This is a genomic window from Arthrobacter sp. TJ-58 (genome assembly GCF_058269295.1).
In genome coordinates, this window is sequence record NZ_JBZCNM010000001.1 from 181,464 (window position 1) to 204,128 (window position 22,665).

22 protein-coding genes are annotated in these 22,665 nt (G+C 65.1%); 14 read left to right on the forward strand and 8 right to left on the reverse strand.

Annotation, left to right across the window (positions count from 1 at the left end; all coding sequences use genetic code 11):
* The first annotated feature begins 91 nt into the window (after positions 1–91).
* Positions 92–394, forward strand: a complete 303-nt coding sequence (locus AC4D2W_RS00795; RefSeq protein ID WP_400932709.1) for a DUF4193 domain-containing protein — start codon at positions 92–94, stop codon at positions 392–394.
* A 62-nt stretch (positions 395–456) separates the two neighbouring features.
* On the opposite strand, the gene AC4D2W_RS00800 is transcribed toward AC4D2W_RS00795, so the two are convergent.
* A complete protein-coding gene (locus tag AC4D2W_RS00800; RefSeq protein ID WP_490925028.1) occupies positions 457–921 on the reverse strand; it encodes a DUF3093 domain-containing protein in 465 nt (154 codons plus the stop codon).
* A gap of 214 nt (positions 922–1,135) precedes the next feature.
* On the opposite strand from AC4D2W_RS00800, the gene dut reads away from it, so the two are divergent.
* From dut to AC4D2W_RS00820, 4 genes are all read left to right on the forward strand, one after another.
* Positions 1,136–1,585, forward strand: a complete 450-nt coding sequence (gene dut / locus AC4D2W_RS00805) for a dUTP diphosphatase (RefSeq protein ID WP_490925986.1) — start codon at positions 1,136–1,138, stop codon at positions 1,583–1,585.
* 61 nt (positions 1,586–1,646) lie between these two features.
* Entirely contained in the window at positions 1,647–2,402 is a 756-nt protein-coding gene (locus tag AC4D2W_RS00810) for a DUF3710 domain-containing protein (protein ID WP_490925029.1), read from the forward strand.
* Between the two features lie 4 nt (positions 2,403–2,406).
* Positions 2,407–2,763, forward strand: a complete 357-nt coding sequence (locus AC4D2W_RS00815; protein ID WP_490925030.1) for a single stranded DNA-binding domain-containing protein — start codon at positions 2,407–2,409, stop codon at positions 2,761–2,763.
* Positions 2,760–3,482 (forward strand): DUF3159 domain-containing protein, encoded by a 723-nt coding sequence (locus AC4D2W_RS00820; protein WP_490925031.1) that lies wholly within the window; start codon positions 2,760–2,762, stop codon positions 3,480–3,482. Before AC4D2W_RS00815 ends, AC4D2W_RS00820 begins: the two co-directional genes overlap by 4 nt.
* 47 nt (positions 3,483–3,529) lie before the next feature.
* Here the strand turns inward: AC4D2W_RS00820 and AC4D2W_RS00825 are convergent, their stop codons facing one another.
* Positions 3,530–4,186 carry a potassium channel family protein gene (locus tag AC4D2W_RS00825; RefSeq protein ID WP_490925032.1) on the reverse strand — a complete coding sequence of 219 codons (657 nt, stop codon included), beginning with the start codon at positions 4,184–4,186 and terminating at the stop codon, positions 3,530–3,532.
* Complete coding sequence (locus tag AC4D2W_RS00830; protein ID WP_490925033.1) at positions 4,183–4,857, reverse strand: potassium channel family protein; 675 nt, start codon at positions 4,855–4,857, stop codon at positions 4,183–4,185. The genes AC4D2W_RS00825 and AC4D2W_RS00830 overlap by 4 nt, the downstream gene beginning before the upstream one ends.
* A gap of 137 nt (positions 4,858–4,994) precedes the next feature.
* Between AC4D2W_RS00830 and AC4D2W_RS00835 the strand changes: the two genes are divergently transcribed.
* The 6 genes from AC4D2W_RS00835 (at position 4,995) to AC4D2W_RS00860 (ending at position 13,959) form a co-directional block, all read left to right on the forward strand.
* Positions 4,995–6,305 (forward strand): class I SAM-dependent RNA methyltransferase, encoded by a 1,311-nt coding sequence (locus AC4D2W_RS00835; protein WP_490925034.1) that lies wholly within the window; start codon positions 4,995–4,997, stop codon positions 6,303–6,305.
* A gap of 321 nt (positions 6,306–6,626) precedes the next feature.
* Positions 6,627–9,452 carry an aconitate hydratase gene (locus AC4D2W_RS00840; protein ID WP_490925035.1) on the forward strand — a complete coding sequence of 942 codons (2,826 nt, stop codon included), beginning with the start codon at positions 6,627–6,629 and terminating at the stop codon, positions 9,450–9,452.
* 184 nt (positions 9,453–9,636) lie between these two features.
* Complete coding sequence (gene dxs / locus AC4D2W_RS00845; protein ID WP_490925036.1) at positions 9,637–11,610, forward strand: 1-deoxy-D-xylulose-5-phosphate synthase; 1,974 nt, start codon at positions 9,637–9,639, stop codon at positions 11,608–11,610.
* Positions 11,611–11,650: 40 nt separating this feature from the next.
* Positions 11,651–12,499, forward strand: coding sequence for an SDR family oxidoreductase (locus AC4D2W_RS00850; RefSeq protein WP_490925037.1), 849 nt, complete (start codon positions 11,651–11,653; stop codon positions 12,497–12,499).
* Positions 12,500–12,585: 86 nt separating this feature from the next.
* On the forward strand, positions 12,586–12,903 hold the full coding sequence (locus AC4D2W_RS00855) for a primase-like DNA-binding domain-containing protein (protein WP_490925038.1): 318 nt from the start codon (positions 12,586–12,588) through the stop codon (positions 12,901–12,903).
* A gap of 78 nt (positions 12,904–12,981) precedes the next feature.
* The gene (locus tag AC4D2W_RS00860; RefSeq protein WP_490925039.1) at positions 12,982–13,959 is read left to right on the forward strand and encodes an aldo/keto reductase; all 978 of its coding nucleotides are present in this window, start codon (positions 12,982–12,984) and stop codon (positions 13,957–13,959) included.
* A 167-nt stretch (positions 13,960–14,126) separates the two neighbouring features.
* On the opposite strand, the gene AC4D2W_RS00865 is transcribed toward AC4D2W_RS00860, so the two are convergent.
* The 5 genes from AC4D2W_RS00865 to AC4D2W_RS00885 form a co-directional block, all read right to left on the reverse strand.
* Positions 14,127–14,636 (reverse strand): maleylpyruvate isomerase family mycothiol-dependent enzyme, encoded by a 510-nt coding sequence (locus AC4D2W_RS00865; RefSeq protein WP_490925040.1) that lies wholly within the window; start codon positions 14,634–14,636, stop codon positions 14,127–14,129.
* Positions 14,637–14,835: 199 nt separating this feature from the next.
* Positions 14,836–15,276, reverse strand: a complete 441-nt coding sequence (locus tag AC4D2W_RS00870; protein WP_490925041.1) for a cytidine deaminase family protein — start codon at positions 15,274–15,276, stop codon at positions 14,836–14,838.
* A gap of 67 nt (positions 15,277–15,343) precedes the next feature.
* Complete coding sequence (locus AC4D2W_RS00875) at positions 15,344–15,634, reverse strand: DUF4287 domain-containing protein (RefSeq protein WP_490925042.1); 291 nt, start codon at positions 15,632–15,634, stop codon at positions 15,344–15,346.
* 172 nt (positions 15,635–15,806) lie between these two features.
* Positions 15,807–17,948: a 3-hydroxyacyl-CoA dehydrogenase NAD-binding domain-containing protein gene (locus tag AC4D2W_RS00880; RefSeq protein ID WP_490925043.1), complete on the reverse strand. Its 2,142-nt coding sequence runs from the start codon at positions 17,946–17,948 to the stop codon at positions 15,807–15,809.
* Positions 17,948–19,195, reverse strand: a complete 1,248-nt coding sequence (locus AC4D2W_RS00885) for a thiolase family protein (RefSeq protein WP_490925044.1) — start codon at positions 19,193–19,195, stop codon at positions 17,948–17,950. The genes AC4D2W_RS00880 and AC4D2W_RS00885 overlap by 1 nt, the downstream gene beginning before the upstream one ends.
* A gap of 295 nt (positions 19,196–19,490) precedes the next feature.
* On the opposite strand from AC4D2W_RS00885, the gene AC4D2W_RS00890 reads away from it, so the two are divergent.
* The 3 genes from AC4D2W_RS00890 (at position 19,491) to AC4D2W_RS00900 (ending at position 22,643) form a co-directional block, all read left to right on the forward strand.
* Positions 19,491–20,840, forward strand: a complete 1,350-nt coding sequence (locus AC4D2W_RS00890) for a hemolysin family protein (RefSeq protein WP_490925045.1) — start codon at positions 19,491–19,493, stop codon at positions 20,838–20,840.
* On the forward strand, positions 20,837–21,877 hold the full coding sequence (locus tag AC4D2W_RS00895; RefSeq protein WP_490925046.1) for a hemolysin family protein: 1,041 nt from the start codon (positions 20,837–20,839) through the stop codon (positions 21,875–21,877). Before AC4D2W_RS00890 ends, AC4D2W_RS00895 begins: the two co-directional genes overlap by 4 nt.
* Positions 21,878–22,025: 148 nt before the next feature.
* On the forward strand, positions 22,026–22,643 hold the full coding sequence (locus AC4D2W_RS00900; protein ID WP_490925047.1) for a class I SAM-dependent methyltransferase: 618 nt from the start codon (positions 22,026–22,028) through the stop codon (positions 22,641–22,643).
* The last annotated feature ends 22 nt before the right edge of the window (positions 22,644–22,665 follow it).

The window sequence follows — 22,665 nt, forward strand, 5'->3', positions numbered from 1 at the left end:
TACCTCAGAGCCGAAGAAGCTTGCCGGTCCAGCGGCAGGTCGGCCCGATTAACCCTCCCGACAACTCGACCGGATGGTGAGAGTACTAATTATGGCGACTGACTATGATGCGCCGCGTAAGACCGACGAGGACATCAGCGAGGAATCCCTCGAGGAACTCAAAACACGCCGGACTGCCACCACGCAGTCGGCGGTTGTGGACGAAGATGAGACTGAAGCGGCAGACAGCTTCGAACTGCCCGGCGCGGACCTCTCGGGCGAAGAACTCCTGGTCCGGGTCCTTCCTGCACAGGCTGACGAATTCACCTGTGCATCCTGCTTCCTGGTTCGGCATCGATCCCAGATAGCTGCTGAGAAAGACGGGCTGTACTACTGCATTGACTGTGAGGGCTGAAGGCTCACCCGAGCCTTCGGTGTGCAGGCGGCCGGCCGTAACCGCCACCTGCACCGGCAGTCCTAGCTGCTGAGCGCGCGGACCAGCTCTTCCGGGTGGCGGGTGGATGTGAGCCAGTACGGCGTGCGGTCGGCGGGGTCGGTGATTTCAATTTTGACCACGGGCGAAATCCATCCGCGGAAACACATGAAGGCCGTGGCGTTCAATCCGCGGCCGCGCTGGTACGTGGCGTCGTCTCCCCGGAAGCCCTCCACGGCGCCCACGTAGCGCCGCTCGATTTCGGCCTTGCCCACCTGCAGGGTGTCCGCGGTGACCCGGATGGTGGGAGTGGACAGCAGCAGAAGGGTCACCAGGATTGCCGCAAAAACGATGGCGGCAATAATGCCGGTTTCGACGCTGATCGGCAGGAATACAAGGATGCTGGCGCAGGAGGCCCCGAAGACCATCACCCAGATCCAAAATGAGGGAAGGAGCCGCTCCGTGTATAAAACGGTGCTGGCCGGGGTCTGGGAAGAGGGGGATGACATACCTTTAGCTTGGCACTTTTGTGCCGGTATTTCATCTTGGACCCGGGCGGGTGGAATGCCGGTTCGACGCGTACGGAGAAGCGTCAGGAAAACGCGCTAAAGTGAGGTTCGGTATTCCCGGGAGGCATCCGGGGCGCGCGCTGATCCGCTTGGAACGCGTACCAGGAATCACACAAGGAAGTCGGAGACACTGGTGTTTGAAGCAGGCCCCACCATGACCGTGCAGCTGAAAATGCTCGACGACGGGCTGGAACCGCCGTCGTACGCCCACCCGGGCGACGCCGGAGCGGACCTTCGCACACGCGTTGACTTTGTCCTTGAACCGGGGGAGCGCAAGCTTGTTCCCACCGGCGTGGCCCTGGCGCTTCCCTTTGGTTACGCGGCGTTTATCCACCCCCGGTCCGGGCTTGCCGCCAAGCACGGCCTCACTGTGGTTAACGCTCCCGGCACGGTCGACGCCGGCTACCGGGGCGAGATCAGTGTCACGCTGCTTAACACGGACAGCTCCAATTCCATCACCCTGAGCCGGGGTGACCGGATCGCCCAGATGGTGATCCAGCGGGTGGAGACGGCATCTTTTGAACTGGTTGATGAATTGTCCGAGTCCGTCCGCGGCGTCGGAGGATTTGGTTCCACCGGCGGTTTTACTGCACTGCCTGCCTAGAGCAGCTGTCCCCGGGGGTCAGCAGTGCGCGGCCCTCCCCATACGAGAGAGGAACCCGGTCATGGCATTTGGGCGGAAGAAAAACAAGCAGGAACAAGATCAGCAGGAACTGAGCGGCGAGGAGCAGAGCGAAGCCCGCGGGGCTGCCGGATCTGCGGCTGCCGGTTCGGCATCCTCCGATGCTGTAAACGGTTCGGCGGCGACAGCGGCCGCGGGCCCTTGGGACGCCGCCGACAAGCCGTCCCTGGACGGCTACGTGGATCTGGGTGCGCTGCGCATCGCTGCGACCCCGGGTCTGCAGCTGCGTCTGGAAGTGGAAGAGAAAACCCAGCGCGTCGTGGCCGTAACACTGGACCTCGACGGATCCAGTCTGCAGCTTCAGGCGTTCGCGGCGCCGCGCTCGGAGAGCCTCTGGGACGACATCCGCGGCCAGATCGGCAAATCTGTGGGCTCGCAGGGCGGCACCGTGGACGAGATTGCCGGCGTCTTCGGCACCGAGCTGCTGGCCAAGGTCCCTGCCCAGGCACAGGACGGCTCCAAGGGCTACCGGGTGGCACGGTTTGTAGGCTTTGACGGACCCCGCTGGTTCCTGCGCGGTGTCTTCGGCGGACCTGCAGCGTTGAACCCCGAGGCCGCCAAGCCGCTGGAAACGGTCTTCCGCGACGTAGTGGTGGTGCGCGGCGAACAGCCGCTGCCGCCGCGGGACCTGCTGCAGCTGCGGCTGCCGCGCGACGCCTCACCCCTGCCCAAGCGCACCGACGATTCGGACCGGCCCGCTCCTCCCGAGCGGGGCCCCGAGATCACGACCATCGGCTGACCTGATGCCCTCCCAGCAATCCCTCCCGCCGGGCAAGCAGGAGCCGGTGCACGTCAGCGCCCTGCCCGAGCGCGGCCGGGTGTACAGCGGCGGCTACGTGGAGTCCATCACCGTGGTTCCGGCGACGGAACCTCCGCGTTTCACGGCGATGGTGGAGGACCGGGAAGCGGCGTACCGGGATCCGGCATCCCGGAAACCGCGTGCACGTGTCCGGCTTATCTGGCTGGGTCAGCGGCGGGTGCCGGGGGTGGAAGCCGGTACCCAGCTGGCCTTCGAAGGCATGGTCAGCACCGTGGGAAGTTACCCCACCATCTACAACCCCCGTTATGAAATCATCGGACGTCCGGAGAATGAAACATGACTGAGCGACCCGGCAGCGACGGGCCCGAACCCTCGACGGGCAAGGGCAACAGCGGCGAGCAACCCAGTTTCGGCGACGTAGCCGGCGCCTACGCCGCCCGTGCCGGTGTGGAGCGCAAGGACGACGGCCAGATTGATGTGCTCAAGTCCGTGGGCGGAGTCCGGGGCCTGGCGGAAGCCATTGTTCCCGGCCTGCTCTTTACCCTGCTCTTCACCCTGACATCCGGGCTCTACTTGTCGCTGGCCGCGGCGGTGGCCTCGGCCGGCGTCTTCTCGGTGGCCAACCTGGTCCAGAAGCGCCCGCTGATGCAGTCGCTGACCGGAGTGATCGGCGTGGTGATCTGCGCCGTCGTCGCCCTGCGCAGCGGCAGCGGCACGGAATTCTTCCTGCCGGGCTTCTACCTCAACGCCGCCTACATCCTGGCGTTCGGCCTGTCCATTGCCGTCCGCTGGCCGGTGGCGGGCCTGCTCTTCGGGTTTATCCGGGGGGAAAACGTGGAATGGCGCGCCAGCCGCAAGCGGACCCGTGCCTACGCGCTGGCCACCTGGATCATTATTGCCGTCTTTGCGCTGCGCCTGGGCGTCCAGCTGCCGCTCTATCTGGCGGACAATGTTGGTGCCCTCGGCACCATGCGCCTGGCCATGGGAGTGCCCCTCTACGCGCTGGGGCTTTGGCTGGCCTGGGTGGTTTCCCGGCCGCTGCCGCAGCAGAACCTCTAAGGAAGCAGAACCCCTAGGGGAGCAGGACCCCTAGGGGAGCAGGACCCCTAGGGGAGCAGGACCGCCCGCAGCTGGTCCTCGGCGGCGATCGTGCAGATGAAGAAGAGTTCGTCACCGGGCTCGATGACGTCGTCGTTGCTGGGCGTGATGGGCGCGTCGTCGCGCAGGATGGCGGTGACGGCGGCGTCCAGGGGCCAGTCGATGGACCCCAGCGTCCGGCCCGTCAGCGGCGAGTCCGCCGGAACGGTGAATTCCACCATGGAGGAAACGCCGGTCTGCAGCGTCAGCAGCCGCACCAGGTCGCCCACCTCCACTGCCTCTTCCACGAGGGCCGTCATCAGGCGGGGCGTGTTGACCGCCACATCCACGCCCCAGGAATCATCAAACATCCAGTCGTTCTTGGGATTGTTCACGCGGCCCACGGTGCGTGCCACGCCGAACTCGCTCTTCGCGAGCAGGGACACCACCAAATTGACCTTGTCGTCGCCGGTGGCGGACACCATGACGTCGGCCTCCTCGAGCCGGGCATCCTTCAGCGTGGTCAGCTCGCACGCATCCCCGATCAGCCAGTGGGCGCCCAGCAGCCCGCTGCGTCCCACCACTTCCGGCTTCTCGTCAATCAGAAGAACTTCATGCTTGTGGGAAAGCAGCTCCTTGGCGATGGAGGACCCTACGCTGCCGGCCCCGGCTATGACGACTTTCACTGGATCTCCTTGACGGGCGCAACGGACAAAATGCGGCTGATTTCGCTGGTGCGTTCCACGTTCATCATGGCGTGCAGGACGTCGCCCTGCTGGTAGCTGGTGTCAGGCCGGGGGAGTATTCCCTCGCCGAACCTGGTCAGGTACGCGATGCGGACACCGGCGGCCTGTTCGATGCCGGTGAGCGTGGCGCCCATCCAGCCCTCATGCAGGGACAGTTCGCCCAGGATGAGCCGGCCGGAGGACTCGCGGAAGTCACCGTTGATGCTCTGCTCCGGCAGGATGCGCCGCAGGACCTGATCCGCGCTCCAGCGCACCGCGGCGACGGTGGGGATGCCCAGGCGCTGGTAGATCTCAGCGCGTCCCGGGTCGTAGATCCGCGCCACAACGTGGGGAACATGGAACGTCTCGCGGGCAACGCGGGTGGCGAGGATGTTTGAGTTGTCGCCCGACGACACGGCCGCAAAAGCGTAGGCCTCCTCGATCCCGGCCTCCTTCAGGGTGACCCGGTCAAAGCCGACGCCGGTGACCTTCCGGCCCGTGAACGTGTGGCGCAGGCGACGGAAGGCCCTCTCGTCCTGGTCAATGACGGCCACTGTGTGCCCGGCATTGTCCAGTGTGTGGGCGAGGGACACGCCTACGCGTCCACACCCCATGATGACGTAATGGGCCACCTGCTACCTCGGTTCCTGATGATCTGCTGCGAAAAAACCCAACCGCCAGCATAGACCCCGGACCCGGGCGAATATGCACCCGGGTCCGGGACATGGTGTGATGGTCTTTTAGGCTCCATCAGGAAGTATCCGGCACTATGACGACCGACACCACCGAATCCGAGATCGAACTCACCATCGGCGCGCCCGCACACGGCGGCCACTTTGTGGCCCGGCACGAAGGCCGCGTGGTCTTTGTTCGCCATGCGCTGCCGGGTGAGCGGGTCCGCGCCCGCCTGACGGAAGCGGGCGACGGCGCCAAGTTCTGGCGCGCGGACGTCACCGAGGTCCTCGAAGCAGCTCCGGGCCGGGTGGAGCACTTCTGGCCCGAAGCCGACGCGCTGCGTGCGGCCTCCCGCGGGCGCCTGCCGGTGGGCGGCGCCGAATTCGGCCACATCGACCTGTCCGTGCAGCGCGAGCTCAAGGGACAGATTTTCGCAGAGCAGCTGCACCGCCTCGCCAAGGTGGACCGCGATGTCATGGTGGAACCGGCGCTGGACGAACGCGAAGACGGACTGCACTGGCGGACCCGCGCCAGCTTCTCGGTTGCTCCGGGCGGCCGGCTGGCCATGCACGCCCACCGCTCCGATGAACTGATTCCGGTCCAGCGCATGCCGCTGGCCGTTGACGCCGTCAATGATCTGCAGCTGTGGGACGTGGACTTCAGCGGCGTCTCCCGCGTTGAGGTGGCCGTTCCGTCCTCGGGCGCTCCGCTGGTGCTCCTTATTCCTGCTGAAGGCGCCCATCCCAAGGCCCTGGGCCGGATTGCTTCCGCCCTTCCCGAGGGAACTTCCATTGCCTCCTGGGATCCCGAAACGTCCACCCTGAACCGGCTCCGCGGCCGCACCTGGGTGTCGGAAAACGTGCTGGGGCATGACTACCGGGTGACCGGTGCCGGTTTCTGGCAGATTCACCGCAGCGCGCCCGCCACCTTGGCGGGGGCGGTCCTGGAGGGACTGCAGCTCCAGCCGGGCGAGCAGGTGGCGGACCTGTACGCCGGTGCCGGACTGTTCACGGCACCGCTGGCAGACGCCGTCGGCGAAACCGGCCGCGTGCTGTCGGTGGAAGGTTCTCCTTCCGCCAGCCGCGACGCCCGCAAGAATCTCTTTGCTGCTCCGCAGGTGGAGATCCTGCAGGGACGCGTGGACAAAGCGCTGGCCGCCTACGAGGGCCGGCTCGACGTCGTCCTGCTGGATCCGCCGCGCGTGGGCGCAGGCAAGGATGTGGTGGCCCGGATTGACGCCGCCGCGCCCCGCGCCGTGGGCTACGTGTCCTGCGATCCGGCGTCGTTTGCCCGCGACCTGGGCTACTTCCAGGACCTCGGCTGGCAGCTGGACTCACTGCGGGTCTTTGACCTGTATCCGCACACCCACCACATGGAATCCTTTGCGGTTCTGACCCGCCCGTAGCCGGACCCGGCCCGCGGGGCCGTCCGCAGAATTGGGAGGTTCCCCGGGTCGCCGGCCAAATTTGGCGGGCGGCTCGGTGGTGTCTTCGGGCTCACAGGCCCGTGTAACGGATAGTATAAGAGCAGTTGTGCAGATCCGCGCCGTGTTGGGGAGCTTTATCCGCTTGAGCGGAAAAGATTTTTCGTCCGGCAGGGGGCTTCCCGGCTGCGAAAATACTCCACCATTTTCCGGCCGTCCCCCGTGGCCGCCGGTTAGGGAAACCTAACTGGCATGCCGCGGACCGCTGGACAAAGATAAAACGGTGGCGAGAGGAGTCCTATTATGACTAATGTGGACAGCTTCGGATCCAAGGGCGTACTAAACGTCGGCGGAAACGAATATGAAATTTTCCGGTTGAATTCCGTCGAAGGTGCAAAGAGCCTTCCGTTCAGCCTCAAGGTCCTGCTGGAGAACCTGCTGCGCACCGAAGATGGTGCCAACATCACCGCGGATCACGTACGTGCACTTGCACAGTGGGATGCGAACGCAGAGCCCAGCACCGAAATCCAGTTCACCCCGGCCCGGGTGATCATGCAGGACTTCACCGGCGTTCCCTGCATTGTCGACCTGGCAACCATGCGTGAAGCCGTTGCCGAATTGGGTGGAGATCCCAAGCGGGTCAACCCCCTGGCCCCTGCGGAAATGGTCATTGACCACTCCGTCCAGATTGACGCCTTCGGCAATTCCGGTGCGCTCGAGCGCAACATGGAAATCGAATACCAGCGCAACGGCGAGCGTTACCAGTTCCTTCGCTGGGGCCAGACGGCCTTCGACGACTTCAAGGTAGTTCCCCCGGGAATGGGCATTGTCCACCAGGTCAACATTGAGTACCTGGCCCGCACTGTCATGACGCGTGAAGTTGACGGCGTCCTGCGTGCCTACCCGGACACCTGCGTCGGCACCGACTCCCACACCACCATGGTCAACGGCCTGGGCGTGCTGGGCTGGGGCGTTGGCGGCATCGAAGCCGAGGCTGCCATGCTTGGCCAGCCCGTCTCCATGCTCATCCCGCGCGTTGTCGGCTTCAAGCTCACCGGTGAGATCCCGGCCGGCGCGACCGCGACCGACGTCGTCCTGACCATCACCGAAATGCTGCGCAAGCACGGTGTCGTGGGCAAGTTCGTTGAGTTCTACGGTGAAGGCGTCGGAGCTGTTCCGCTGGCCAACCGCGCCACCATCGGCAACATGAGCCCCGAGTTCGGTTCCACTGCCGCAATGTTCCCGATCGACGATGTGACGCTGGATTACCTGCGTCTGACCGGCCGTTCGCAGGAAAGCGTGGACCTCGTGGAGGCCTACGCCAAGGAGCAGGGCCTGTGGCACGATCCGTCCGTCGAGATCCAGTACTCCGAGTACCTGGAACTGGACCTGTCCACGGTGGTTTCCTCCATCGCCGGACCGAAGCGTCCGCAGGACCGCGTGGAACTGACCAACGCCAAGGAACAGTTCCGCAAGGATCTGAAGAACTACGTCCACGAGACGGTTGAAGCCGAGAGCGGCACCGTTGACGAGGCGCTGGAAGAGACCTTCCCGGCTTCGGATGCGCCGTCGTTCAACGCCAACGCCACTCAGGTGGAAGACCACGGCCATGACCTGGTGGAAAAGGCTGACGCTCCGGCCGAACGCTCCACGAACTCGGTTCCGGTCACCATGGCCGACGGCCGCAGCTTCGAGCTGGACCACGGCGCCGTGTCGATCGCCTCGATCACGTCCTGCACCAACACGTCCAACCCGTCGGTGATGATGGCAGCAGCAGTGCTGGCCCGCAACGCCGTCGAAAAGGGCCTCGTCACGCAGCCGTGGGTGAAGACGTCGATCGCTCCGGGTTCCAAGGTAGTCACCGACTACTACGAGAAGTCCGGCCTGATTCCCTACCTCGAGAAGCTTGGCTTCTTCGTGGTCGGCTACGGCTGCGCCACCTGCATCGGTAACTCCGGCCCCCTGGAAGACGAAATCTCCACGGCCATTCAGGAAGCCGACCTCGCCGTCACCGCTGTCCTCTCCGGTAACCGCAACTTCGAAGGCCGGATCAACCCGGACGTGAAGATGAACTACCTGGCCTCCCCGCCGCTGGTAGTTGCCTACGCCCTGGCCGGCACCATGGACTTCGACTTCGAAAATGACCCGCTGGGCCAGGACGAAGCCGGCAACGACGTCTTCCTGAAGGACATCTGGCCGAACCCGGTCGAGGTCCAGGAAATCATCGACGCCTCCATCAACAAGGAGATGTTCAGCAACAGCTACGACACCATCTTCGAAGGCGACGACCGCTGGAAGTCCCTGCCCACCCCCGAAGGCGCAACCTTCGAGTGGGATACGGAGTCCACCTACGTCCGGAAGCCCCCGTACTTCGAGGGCATGAAGGCACAGCCGGAGCCCGTCACCGACATCGAGGGCGCCCGCGTCCTGCTGAAGCTCGGCGATTCGGTCACCACCGACCACATCTCCCCGGCCGGTTCCTTCAAGTCCGACACCCCCGCGGGCCGTTACCTGCTGGATCACGGTGTTCAGCGCAAGGACTTCAACTCCTACGGTTCGCGCCGTGGCAACCACGAAGTGATGATCCGCGGCACGTTCGCGAACATCCGCATCAAGAATCAGCTGCTCGACGGCGTTGAAGGCGGTTTCACCCGCGACTTCAGCCAGGCCGATGCACCGCAGGCAGCCGTTTACGACGCCTCGGTCAACTACCAGGCCGCCGGCATTCCGCTGGTTGTCCTGGCCGGCAAGGAGTACGGTTCCGGTTCCTCGCGTGACTGGGCAGCCAAGGGCACCGCACTGCTGGGCGTCAAGGCTGTTGTTGCCGAGAGCTACGAGCGCATCCACCGCTCCAACCTCATTGGCATGGGCGTCCTGCCGCTGCAGTACCCGGCCGGCGTCAACGCCGAGTCCCTGGGCCTGACCGGCACGGAAACCTTCGCAGTCACCGGCGTGACCGAACTGAACAACGGCAACACGCCCAAGACCGTGACGGTTACCGCCACCCCGGAGAATGGCGAAGCCATCACCTTCGATGCCGTCCTGCGCATCGACACCCCGGGTGAAGCGGATTACTACCGCAACGGCGGCATCCTGCAGTACGTACTGCGACAGATCACCGCCAAGTAACACGCAGCGTGTCCGGAGCCGCTGACGCGGAGCCGGAAAACGCGGAGCCCCGCCTCACGAGTATTTGACCTCGGGAGGCGGGGCTCTTTGCCTGTTATGGAACTGGCGGCGCTTCCTCAAGCGTTAGAGTTAAACCGTTGTGACGGTGTGCAGTGCCGTTGCCTGAAAGCAAGGGAGACGCCCGTTGGGACTTCTGGAAACCATCCGTGATCCGCGGGACCTGAGCAAACTCTCCATGGAGCAGCTGGAACGTTTGTCCGAAGAGATCAGGTCCTTCCTGATCAGCAATGTTGCCCAGACCGGAGGCCATCTGGGCCCCAACCTGGGTGTGGTGGAACTGACCGTGGGAATCCACCGGGTCTTCGACTCGCCCCGGGACAGCATCGTCTTTGACACCGGCCACCAGTCCTACGTGCATAAGATCCTCACCGGACGCCAGGATTTCTCCACCCTGCGCCAGCAGGGCGGCATGTCCGGCTACCCCTCGCGGGCCGAGTCCGTGCACGACATCGTGGAATCCTCCCACGCTTCCTCCTCGCTGTCCTGGGCGGACGGCATCTCCCGCGCCCGGCAGCTCACCGGCGAAGGCGACCGCTACACCGTGGTCATGGTGGGCGACGGCGCCCTGACCGGCGGCATGGCCTGGGAAGCCCTGAACAATATCGCTGCTGACCAGCGCCGCCGGGTCGTCATCGTGGTCAACGACAACGGGCGTTCCTACGCCCCCACCATCGGCGGCGTCGCCGACTACCTCGCGTCGCTGCGCCCCACCCTCGACGCCGTCCGCACCCACCGCGCCTACGAAAACACCCTGGGCTGGTGGAAGAACCGGCTCCAGCACGGCGGCCCGGTGGGCAAATTCACATACCACAGCCTCCATGCAGCCAAACGCGGGATCAAAGACTGGTGGGCTCCGCAGGGCCTGTTCGAGGACCTGGGCATGAAGTACATCGGGCCCATCGACGGACATGACATGGCCGCCGTGGAACGCGCACTGACCAAGGCGAAGAACTACGGTGGTCCCGTCCTGGTCCACGCCATGACGGAAAAGGGCCGCGGCTATGCGCCGGCCCGCGCCAACGTGGCGGACCAGTTCCACGCCGTCGGCATTATTGATCCGGAGACCGGAAAGCCTGTTGAACCGGGCGGAAAGCAGTCCTGGACCTCGGTTTTCGCCACGGAAATTGCTGACATCGCCGATGAGCGCGAGGACATCGTGGGAATCACCGGCGCCATGCTGATCCCGGTGGGCCTGCATCGGTTCGCTGAAAAGCATCCGGAACGGGTATTCGACGTCGGCATCGCCGAACAGCACGCCCTCACCTCGGCGGCGGGCATGGCTTTCGGCGGGCTGCACCCCGTCGTTGCGCTGTACGCCACGTTCCTGAACCGTGCGTTCGACCAGCTGCTCATGGACGTGGCCCTGCACAAGGCAGGTGTCACCATTGTCCTGGACCGCGCCGGGGTGACCGGGCCCGACGGCGCCAGCCACCACGGCATGTGGGACATGTCCATGCTGCAGATTGTTCCCGGACTGCACCTGTCCGCTCCGCGAGATGCCACCCGGCTCAAGGAAGAACTGCGCGAGGCGGTCGCCATCAGCGACGCGCCCAGCGTGGTCCGTTTCTCCAAGGGCACGGTCGGACCGGATGTGGATGCGCTGGAACGCACCTCAGACGGTGTCGACATCCTGGCCCGCCGTCCCAGCGGTGAGCAGTCCAACGACGTCCTGATCGTCAGCGTCGGTGCCATGGCCGAGATGGCACTGCAGGTGGCAGGCCGGCTTGGGGACCAGGGCATCAGTTCCACAGTGGTGGATCCCCGCTGGGTCCTGCCGGTGCCGCGCTCCATCATCCGCATGGCAGCCGAGCACCGGATTGTGATCGTGATCGAGGATGGCGTGCGCGCCGGCGGCGTCGGTTCCAGGATCCGCCAGGAAATGCGTGCTGCGGGTGTGGATACCGCTTTGAACGAGGTGGGTCTTCCGGTGGAATTCCTTGACCACGGCACCCGCGGGGAAGTTTTGGAGCGCGTCGGGCTGACTGCCCGGCAGGTGGCCAACGACGTCGTCGCGCAGGTCCTGGGGACAAAGGTGCCGTTTGCCCGCCCGCTTCCCGGGCAGGAAATGCCCACCGGACAAATCCCGAAAATCCAGTAGGCACAGTCAGCGGCAACTGCAACGGCGAGGAGCGGACACCATGGCACAGGAACAACCCGACGTCGCTGTCACCGGCGCCACCGGAGCACTCGGCGGTGCTGTGGCCCGGCTGCTGGCAGAAGCAGGCATCCGCCAGAGGCTGCTGGCGCGGCATACCGCCAAGCTCCCGGAGTTTCCCGGCACGCCGTCGTACGCCATTGCCTACTCCGACCGTGAAGTGTCCGCCCGTGCGTTGGAGGGCGTCCGGACACTGTTCATGGTCTCCGCGGCGGAGAGCCGGTACCGGCGCCAGGACCAGCGCACCTTTGTGGACGCCGCCGTCGACGCCGGTGTGCAGCACATCGTATACACCTCCTTCATGGGGGCAGCGCCGGATGCTGTCTTTACGCTTTCGCGTGACCACTGGGACACCGAGGAATACATCAGGTCCAAGTCAGTGGGGTACACGTTCCTGCGGGACTGCCTGTACCAGGATGTCCTGCCCTCTTTCGTGGGGCGCGACGGAGTGCTCCGCGGTCCGGCCGGCAGCGGCCGGCTGGCCGCCGTGGCGCGCGCGGATGTTGCCCGTGCCGCCGCCCGGATTCTGGTGGACCCGCAGGCCCACGCCAATGCGGTGTACACGCTCACCGGTCCGGAGGCGCTGACCTTTGAAGAAATCGCCGAGATCCTGACCCGGGTCACCGGCTCCGAGGTGCGCTTCCACAATGAAACTGTGGAAGAAGCGATGGAATCCCGCCGGGGCAGCGATGTGGAGAAATGGCAAATAGAGGCCTGGGTCAGCACCTACTCCGCCGTCGCGGCCGGTGAGATGGCGGAGGTTAGCTCTGACATTGAGCGCCTCACCGGAACTGCGCCGCTGGCGCTGGAGGAATACCTGCTTCAGGGGTGAGCGGTAAACAGCAGCTGCTGCTGTTTATCTCTCTGATTGGTGCACAGCGGCTTCCGGAAGCCGGGGTTATTGCCTAGGGTCGAAGCATGTCAGAGCAGATTCCCGATCCCATCTCCCTGTTCTTTGACGAGTGCACCCTGGCGGGGCTCGACGAAACCGAGACCGTGCCTGCCGCCGATCTTTACGGCATGTACATGGTCTGGTGCGAGAACTCCGGCAGGGAGCCGGCATCCGCACACCACTTCCATGATGCTGCCCGCAAGGCAGGCCTGCCCGAATCGCGGCGGCGCTCGGAGCGGGTCTATGAAGGTGTGGTTCCCACGGGTCCCGTTCCAATTCAATACATCATGGAGACAGACAAGGCCCCCGGACCGAACACGAATCCGTTCCCTTTCACCGGTTGAGGCTTCCCCGGGCGTCATGTCGCGGGCTGTGTACAGGGTGCTCCGCAGCCAGCCGGGAAATTCGGTACCGTGGGCACCATGACTTCATACAACAGACTCGGAAATTCCGGCCTCACCGTTTCCACCGTCGGGCTGGGCTGCAACAACCTCGGCCGTCCCGGCACGCCCACTGAAACGCAGGAGGGGACCGACGCCGTCGTCAATGCAGCGATCGACGCCGGCATCACCCTGTTCGACGTCGCTGACAGCTACGGCCGCACGCCTGGACTGAGCGAGGAAATGCTGGGCAAGGCCCTGGGCAGCCGCCGCGACGACGTTGTGCTGGCCACGAAGTTCGGTATGGATATGAAGGGCGTCAACGGACGCGACTTCGATGCCCGGGGTTCCCGCCGCTACATCGTCAAGGCAGCCGAAGCGTCGCTGCGGCGGCTGGGCACGGACTGGATTGATCTGTACCAGTTCCACACCCCGGACCCGCTGACGCCCATCGAGGAGACGCTCGCTGCGCTCGATGATCTGGTCACCGCCGGGAAGGTCCGGTACATCGGGCACTCCAACCGCTCCGGCTGGCAGATCGCCGAAGCCGAATTCACTGCCCGGATGGGCGGTTACACGCCGTTCATTTCCGCCCAGAACCACTACAACCTGCTGGACCGCCGCGCCGAACTCGAGGTGACCCCGGCAGCCGAGGCGTACGGACTGGGCGTGCTGCCGTACTTCCCGCTGGCCAACGGTCTGCTGACCGGAAAGTACAGCAGCGGCAAGGCCCCCGAAGGCAGCCGCCTCTCGCACTCCCGGACCAACCTCTTGGAAAATGCTGATTTCGACCAGCTGGCAGAGTTTGGCGAGTTTGCGAAGGACCGCGGACTGACCGAAATTCAGGTGGCCTTCTCCTGGCTGGCCGCTCAGCCGTCCGTGGCTTCCGTGATTGCCGGAGCCACCAAGGTGGAGCAGGTCCAGCAGAACGCTGAGGCTGTTTCCTGGGAGCCGTCGGAGAAGGATCTGGAAGAGCTGGACCGGATCTTCCCGCAGACGCCGAAGGTTGCTTTGTTCTAAGGTTCGCTTGATCGGTGACCTTGAGTGGCCGGGTGGGCCCGGAACGGCGGCAACGAAAATCCCTCGCTCGCAGAGCTCGCCGGGATTATTAAAGCCGCCTAACCCGGGCCCTCCGGTTGCTCCCGGTCCCTCGCCTACTCCGCGCCCTCCGCAGCTCCGCAGACAGGTTACTTCGCAATGGCGGAAAGAAATGCTGCAGCCCCGGGGCCGGACAGCTCGTCGGGGTTAACGGGGCGCCCGGAGACTGCAAGCAGCAGGACGATGGCCGGACCGTGGACCTCGGGGCCGGACCCGTGCGAAAACGCCGCGTCTGTGGCCATCAGCCGCCAGCCCCCGGCAGGTTCTTTGCCGCCTCCCATTTTGACGGTCGTTTTCAGCTGGTATTGCAGGGCGGTGAGTACGTGGGGAGTTGGATACGTCCGACGGATTCCCAGCGGACGCCGGATGTCCTCACCGTGAATGAAGGCTTCGACCAGCCGGGTCGCAAGCGGCACCGGCGGCCCGGTCCGCCGCATCTGAACCGCCCTGAACCCGGCAAGAGCGGCACCGGAATGTGCCCTTCTCTCATGTGCTATCCCCGAGGCGTTGGCGCGGTCGAAGTCGAAGCCGGCAGCGACCATGCCGCGCACAAAGCTCAATTTTGTGGTCTTTGCGGTATCAGTGAGGTGGGCCAGCACATCCTGGACAGTCCAGCCCGGACACAGCGACGGCGTCTGCCATGGACGGGCGGTAAGGCCTCCAGATCCTGGATTAATGCCCGGCGCTCTTCGTGCACCACCGGCCAGATGATGGAACCGCTCCGTGATGTCCTGCGGGAAAGGAACATGTTGAGGACCCTATCCGTGTGTTCCGTGCCAAAAAGACATCCCGGGGGTCCTAGCCCTGCTCACCCCGGGTGTCGAAGGCCAGGGGCAGCAGTTCGCGGGCGGCAATGCAGGTGAGGCCGTCCGGTGTCGGCATGATGACCTGAAGGTCGGGGTAGTAATCCGCGAAGACCTGCCGGTCCCGTCCGCACGGCCTTTTGACTCCGCGGCCGTGGTTGGCCACGGCAACGATGTGCGTGAACTCGGTGGCGCCTGCAGCCCTTGCCGCTCCGAGTGCCACCAGCTCGGCGCACGGACCGCCGGCGAAGTGATAGAGGTTGACGCCGGCGAACATACGGCCGTCCGCGGACCGGACGGCTGCGCCCATGGTGTGGATGCCGTCTTCGTCAGGGCCGGCGTCGGTGGTCGCGTCGATAGTTGTCCGGGCCAGGTCGATGAGGGCCTGCTCTATTGCCGGAAGTGCGTGCGTCGGCTGGGCTGGGTTTTCATTCACGGCCCTATGCTAGCCGCGGATCTGACCCGCAGGGATTACCGGCAGGGATGAGCGAAACGGTCCAGCGTTAGGCGGGCCTGCTCGCTCTGCCGTCAAGCCACAGAAGCTCGGTCTCATCACGGTGCGGCCCGTCGGTGCCAACATGTTTGGCGTCGATCTGCGGACCGTTCCGGATGACGTGGACCAGTGCCATGCCGTGGCCCCGGCCCAATCCGTAGTCGGACTTGAGCCATTCCAAGATCTGCCCGGCCTTAGTGTCGCTCTGGTCGAAGCCTTTTTGCCGTGCCAGTTCAAGGAATTGACGGGGCGTAAGCCCGGTCTTGTCCTCGATGGTGTCGAGGTACGCCTGGAATGACATCGGAGTTCACCCTTCGCCTGGTCTCTGGCCATGCTCACTCCAGCGTATGCGCTCACCCATCTTCAGAACAGGACGGGCGCAGGGAGGTAACGAAAGTTCCGGTCGCGCCCGGCGCGGCCAAAGAGGAGGGCTCCCGCCGAAAACCGGCGGGAGCCCCCCCCTTCCCAACAGACTAGGAAGCGGCCTGAGCCGGCTCCTTCTCGGCGTGGAACTTCTTGCCGTTCACGCGCTCGGAGGCGCCAACGCGGTCCAGGTACGGCGTGATGCCGCCCAGGTGCATGGGCCAGCCGGCGCCCAGGATCATGCACAGGTCGATGTCCTCGGGACCTGCGACAACGCCTTCGTCCAGCATGCGGCCGATTTCATCCGCCAGGGCATCCTGCGTGCGCGTCAGGACTTCCTCGGAAGTTGACGGCGTGTTGCCGAAGTCGAGCATTTCCAGAGTTTCGGCCGGGATGTAGGGCTTCCCATCCTCGTCCTTCTGCCAGAGCGACTTGATGCCGGCGTCGATGATCTTCTGGGAGTTCTTCGACAGCCAGAACCGTTCGCCGAAGGCAGCGTGGAGGGATTCCTGCACGTGCTGTCCCACCGGCAGACCCACCAAAGCCAGCAGGGTGAACGGTGACATTGGCAGGCCCATGGGGCGCAGCGCATTGTCGGCCGTTGCGGCATCGGTGCCCTCGTCGAAGACGGCGGTGATTTCGCCGAACATGCGGCCCAGGATACGGTTCACCACAAACGCGGCGTCATCCTTGACCAGCACGGCGGTCTTCTTCAGCGCCTTGGCCAGGACGAACGCTGTGGCCAGCACGGCGTCGTCGGTCTTGGGGGCCCGCACAATTTCCAGCAGCGGCATGACGGCCACCGGGTTGAAGAAGTGGAAGCCCACCACGCGCTCCGGGTGCTGCAGGTCAGCGGCCATCTCCGTCACGGACAGCGAGGAGGTGTTCGTGGCCAGGATGCACTCGGGGGAGACCACGGCCTCCACCTCGGCGAAGACCTGCTTCTTCACGGAGAGTTCCTCGAACACGGCCTCGATGACGAAGTCGGCGTCGGAGAACGCTTCCTTGGATACCGATCCCGAGACCAGCGCCTTGGTGCGGTTGGCAGCGTCGGGGGAGATGCGCTTCTTGGCCAGCAGCTTGTCCACCTCGGCGTGCACGTAGCCCACACCCTTGTCCACGCGTGCCTGGTCAATGTCCGTCATCACCACGGGCACCTTCAGCTGACGGGCGAACAGCAGCGCGAGCTGGCTGGCCATCAGGCCGGCACCCACCACGCCCACCTTGGACACCGGGCGGGCCAGCTTCTTATCCGGCGCGCCGGCGGGACGCTTGCCGCGCTTCTGGACCAGGTCCAGGAACGCGTAGACGGTGGAGTGGAACTGCGGAGTCTGCATCAGTTCGGCCAGGGCTTCGCACTCGGCGTCGCGGGACTGCTCGGCGGTCCAGTTCTTGCCGGCCTCGAGCAGGTCCAGCACCTTTGCGGGAGCCGGGGCTGCGTTGGAGGTGCGGGCCTCCACCACGGCACGGCCGCGTGCGACGGCGGCGTCCCAGGCTTCGGGGGTGGCGGAGGGATCCGCGGCATTGGGCCGTGAGACGGCAACTTCGCCGGTGATGACGCGGGCGGCCCAGGCGAGGGACTGCTCCACGAAATCGGCCGGCTCAAACATGGCATCGGCAATGCCGAGTTTGAATGCTGCCGGACCGGAGAGGGTGCGGTTGTTGCTCAGCGGGTTCTCGATCATGACCTTGACGGCGTTCTCGGGTCCGATCAGGCGCGGCAGGATGTACACGCCGCCCCAGCCCGGAACCAGGCCGATGAAGGCCTCCGGCAGGGCCAGTGCACCGGCGCCGGTGGAGACAGTGCGGTACTGGGACTGCAGGGCGATTTCCAGCCCGCCGCCCAGTGCCACGCCGTTGATGAACGCGAAGCTGGGTACGCCCAGGGTGTGCAGCTTGCCGTAGACCTCGTGGCCCAGGCGGGCCATGGCCAGTCCGTCCTCGTAGGAGGCCAGCTTCTGCGTGGCGGACAGATCGGCGCCGGCCACCAGGTAGTGCGGCTTGCCGGTGACGCCGACGCCGGCAATTTCGCCCGCCTCGGCGCGCGCCTTCAGGGAATCCAGGACCTCGCCCAGTCCCAGCAGGGTGTTGGGGCCCAGCGTGGTGGGGCGGGTGTGGTCGACGTCGTTGTCCAGGGTGATCAGCGCAAAGGTGCCGGCACCGCCGGGCAGGGCGATGTCCGAAACGTAGGAGTGGGTGACAACCTCGGTGGGGAAGAGGCCTGCCAGCCGCTGGTAATCGCTTGCAGTCATTACTTTGTGGCCTCCGTGGACTCGGTGTCGGTGTTGTAGTCGGGGTGGAACGCGTTCTCCCAGATGATGGTCGCGCCCATGCCCAGGCCGATGCACATGGTGGTCATGCCGTAGCGCACCGTGGGGTCTTCTTCGAACTGGCGGGCCAGCTGGTTCATCAGGCGCACGCCGGAGGAGGCCAGCGGGTGCCCGACGGCGATCGCCCCGCCGTAGCGGTTGACCCGGGGGTCGTCGTCGGCGATGCCGTAGAAGTCCAGGAAGGAGAGCACCTGGACGGCGAAGGCTTCGTTGATCTCGAACAGTCCGATGTCCTCGATGGACAGGCCGGTCTGCTTCAGCACCTTCTCGGTGGCCGGAACGGGGCCGTAGCCCATGACCTCAGGTTCGACGCCGGCGAAGGCATAGCCAACCAGGCGCATCCGAACGGGCAGGCCCAGTTCCGCGGCGGCGTCGGCGGAAGCGAGCAGCGCGGTGGTGGCGCCGTCGTTCAGGCCCGATGCGTTGCCGGCGGTGACGCGGCCGTGGGCGCGGAAGGGGGTGCGCAGCTCGGCGAGGTCCTCCACTGTGGTGCCGGGACGCGGTCCCTCATCAACGCTGTTCAGCGTCCAGCCCTTGCCGGGCTTCTTGGAGGCAACCGGCACCAGGTCCGGCTGGATCTGGTTGTTGGCGTAGGCCTTGGCGAGCTTCTCCTGGCTGGAGGCGGCGTACGCGTCGGTGCGTTCCTTGGTGATGTCCGGGAAGCGGTCGTGCAGGTTCTCGGCGGTGTTGCCCATGTTCAGGGCGGCCGGGTCCACAATCCGTTCGGTGACGAAGCGCGGGTTGGGGTCGGCGTCCTTGCCCATCGGGTGGTTGCCCATGTGCTCCACGCCGCCGGCGATAACGACGTCGTACGCGCCGAAGCCGATGCCCGAAGCAGTGGTGGTCACGGCCGTCAGGGCCCCGGCGCACATGCGGTCAATGGCGAAGCCGGGAACCGACTGCGGCAGTCCGGCCAGCAGTGCTGCGGTGCGGCCGATGGTCAGGCCCTGATCACCGGTCTGCGTGGTGGCGGCGATGGCCACTTCGTCGATCCGTTCCGGCGGAAGCGAGGGGTTGCGGCGCATCAGCTCGCGGATGCACTTGACCACCAGGTCATCGGCGCGCATGCCGGCGTACATGCCTTTTTCGCCGGCTTTTCCGAAGGGAGTCCGCACTCCGTCAACGAAAACTACGTCCCTGATCTGCCGTGCTCGGCTTTGTGGGCTCACGTGCAACTCCTCTTTGAGATATGAAACGGAACACTGTCCGGCCTTGATGTTACTCGCCAGTAACATAGCCTGCAAGCGCCGTGCCCCCGACACTACCGACATACCGCCGGCAGGCGTAACGGATGTCATTGCCGCACCGAAATGTCCTCATCTGTAAGCGAACGGTTGCAGGCTCAGCATTCGTCCAGACTTTTCACGTATTATCGTCGGACTATGGATGACCCTCCCTCACATAAACCCTTGCCCCTCCACGCTCTGACCGGATTCCCGGCCACAACCAGAGAGGGGCGCCCCAATGTATGAGCTGATCATGCTCGCGGTTGGCCTCGTTCTAACGGTTGGCACCGGGTTGTTCGTTGCCTCGGAATTTTCGCTGGTCAATCTTGACCGCAATGACCTGGAGGCACGGCAGGCACAGGGCGAAAAACGCCTCGGCCCCACCATCAACGCCCTCAAGATCACGTCAACGCACCTCTCGAGTGCGCAGCTGGGCATCACGCTCACCACACTGTTGACGGGCTACACCTTTGAACCGGCCATCAGCTCCCTGCTGCGTGAGCCGATGCTGGCCGTCGGAATTCCGGAAGCAGTTGTCGGTGGAGCAGGTGCCGTTATCGGCATCTTCCTGGCCACGGTGTTCTCGATGATTATCGGCGAACTCGTGCCCAAGAACTTCGCTCTGGCCCTTCCGCTGGCGACCGCCAAGGTGGTTATTCCGTTCCAGACCCTGTTCACCACGGTGTTCAAGCCTGTCATTCTGCTGTTCAACAACACCGCCAACGCGATCATCCGTTCCTTCGGCATCGAACCCAAGGAAGAGCTATCCGGTGCCCGCAGCGCCGAGGAACTGAGCTCTCTGGTCCGCCGCTCCGCCTTGGAAGGCGTTCTGGACCTGGACCATGCACAGCTGCTCAGCCGCACCCTGCGGTTCTCGGACCACACGGCGGCCGACGTCATGACTCCCCGCGTCCGGATGCGCTCGGTTGCAGCCACGGACACGGCCGAACAGGTCATCGAGGCAGCCGTTTCCACCGGTTACTCCCGGTTCCCGGTGATCGGCCGCGACTCCGACGACATCCTGGGCGTGCTGCACGTAAAGCAGGCCTTCGCCGTCGCTCTCGCAGAACGCGGCGGCATCACCGCCGGAGACCTCATGGTTGAAGCCCTCCGGGTGCCCGAATCCATGGGCGTCGACTCCCTCCTGGGGCTGCTGCGCCAACAGGGCCTGCAGGTGGCGGTGGTCTCCGACGAGCACGGCGGAACCGCCGGCATCGTGACCTTGGAAGACCTCGTTGAGGAAATCGTCGGTGAACTGGAAGACGAACATGACCGCGCCCGCGTCGGCGTCGTCCGCTCCGGCCGCTCGCTCACGTTTGACGCGTCGCTGCGCCCGGACGAGCTGCGGGACCGCACCGGCGTCGTCGTGCCCGACGGCGAGGAATACGACACGCTCGCCGGCTTCGTCACCGACCGGCTGGACCGGATTCCGGAACTGGGCGACGAGGTATCCCTGGAAAACGGTGTCCTGCGCGTGGAACGCGTGGTGGGAACCCACGTGGAGCGCCTGCGCTTCACACCCACGGAGGGATCGCTGCCGAGCACCCACGACCAGATCATTGACGAACTGACGAAGGACCTGGCATGAGCGAATATCTTCCCGGAATCATCTGGCTGGTTGTTCTCCTGGTCGTCAATGCCTTCTTTGTCGGAGCGGAGTTTGCGGTCATCTCCGCCCGGCGCTCCCAAATCGAACCCAAGGCGGAAGCCGGATCCAAGGCTGCCAAGACCACCCTGTGGGCGATGGAACACGCCACGCTGATGCTCGCCACGAGCCAGCTCGGCATTACCGTCTGCTCGCTGGTGATCCTGAACGTCTCGGAACCGGCCATTCATCACCTGCTGGAAATCCCGCTGGGCCTGACCTCGCTGTCCGGCGAAACGATTGGCATCATTGCGTTTGTGGTGGCGCTGCTGCTGGTGACATTCCTGCACGTGGTTATCGGCGAGATGGTCCCCAAGAACATCTCCTTCTCCGTTCCCACCCGCGCCGCCCTGCTGCTGGCCCCGCCGCTGGTGATGGTGGCCCGGATTTTCAAACCGGTGATCTGGTCACTGAACGGGATTGCCAACAGCGTCCTGCGCCTGTTCAAGGTGGAGCCCAAGGACGAGGCGACCAGCGCCTACACCATGGATGAAGTGGCCACCATTGTGGAGCAGTCCACCCGCGAGGGAATGCTGGCCGACGCCAGCGGCACCCTCAGCGCGGCCTTCGAATTCACCAGCAAGACCGTTGCCGATGTTGAGGTGCCCATCGACCGGATGGTGCTCCTGCCGGAAACCGCCACGCCCGCGGACATTCAGGAGGCGGTGAGCCGCCACGGCTACTCCCGCTACATCCTCACGGACGACGACGGTGACCCCAGCGGCTACCTGCACCTCAAGGACGTCATGGACCTGACCAAACCGGAGAAGTTCGCCGCCCCGGTACCCGCCAAGCGCATCCGCCGGCTGGCGTCCGCCTTTGTCGGCAGCGAGCTCGAGGATGCCCTGGCTACCATGCGCCGCAGCGGCGCCCACGTGGCACGGGTGTTCGACGCCGAAGGCAACACCACCGGCGTGTTGTTCCTGGAGGACATCATCGAGGAACTCGTGGGCGAGGTGCGGGACGCCACCACTGTGTAGCGTCCGGCACTGATCCCTTCCTTCAACTACCGGTTCCGCCGGCTGCCCCTCCGGGTGGCCGGCGGATCTGTTTAAGGCAGGCCTGGTTTACGGCCGCTGATACGATCCCGGAAACTGTAGGAGCCAAACTAACGGGGGAGTGACGGCGATGGAGGAGAACTACTACGCCCTGCCGGAGCTCGCTCAGCGGTACGACGCCGACACGCAGGACCGCGCCGACCTTCCCTTTTACGTCGCTCTGGCCCGGGAGCTGATGCCTGCCTCGGTGGCCGACGTCGGCGCCGGAACCGGGCTGTTCTGCAGTTTGCTGGCCGGCTGCGGGGCGAGGACGGCGGCCCCTTTCGCCGGGAGCAGCGCCGGAATGAGGATCTTCGGAGTGGAACCGCAGCAAACCATGCTCGACGTCGCCCGCCGGCAGCCGCTTGCCGATCGGGTGGATTGGATTCACGGCACGGCGGCGGACTTGCCCGGTGCAGCGTTCGATCTGGTCTTTATGACCGGACACGTGGCCCAGTACTTTCTGGACGATGCCGCCTGGGTCGAAGTCCTGCAGCAGATCGCCCGTGCCCTGGTGCCGGGCGGGCGGCTCGTCTTCGAGGTGAGGGATGCTGCCGCCGGCCTGCAAATGGAACGTTCCTGGGGCAACTGGGACGGGTCCCCGGTCACGGCGGACAGCCCCGAGCGCATTCTGATGGCGCGGACCCCATATCCGCCGGCGTCGTCGTCGTCGTTTCCTCGTTTTCGGTGCGGTGAACGCAATCCCTAGAATGGATGGGTCCCGCCCGCGC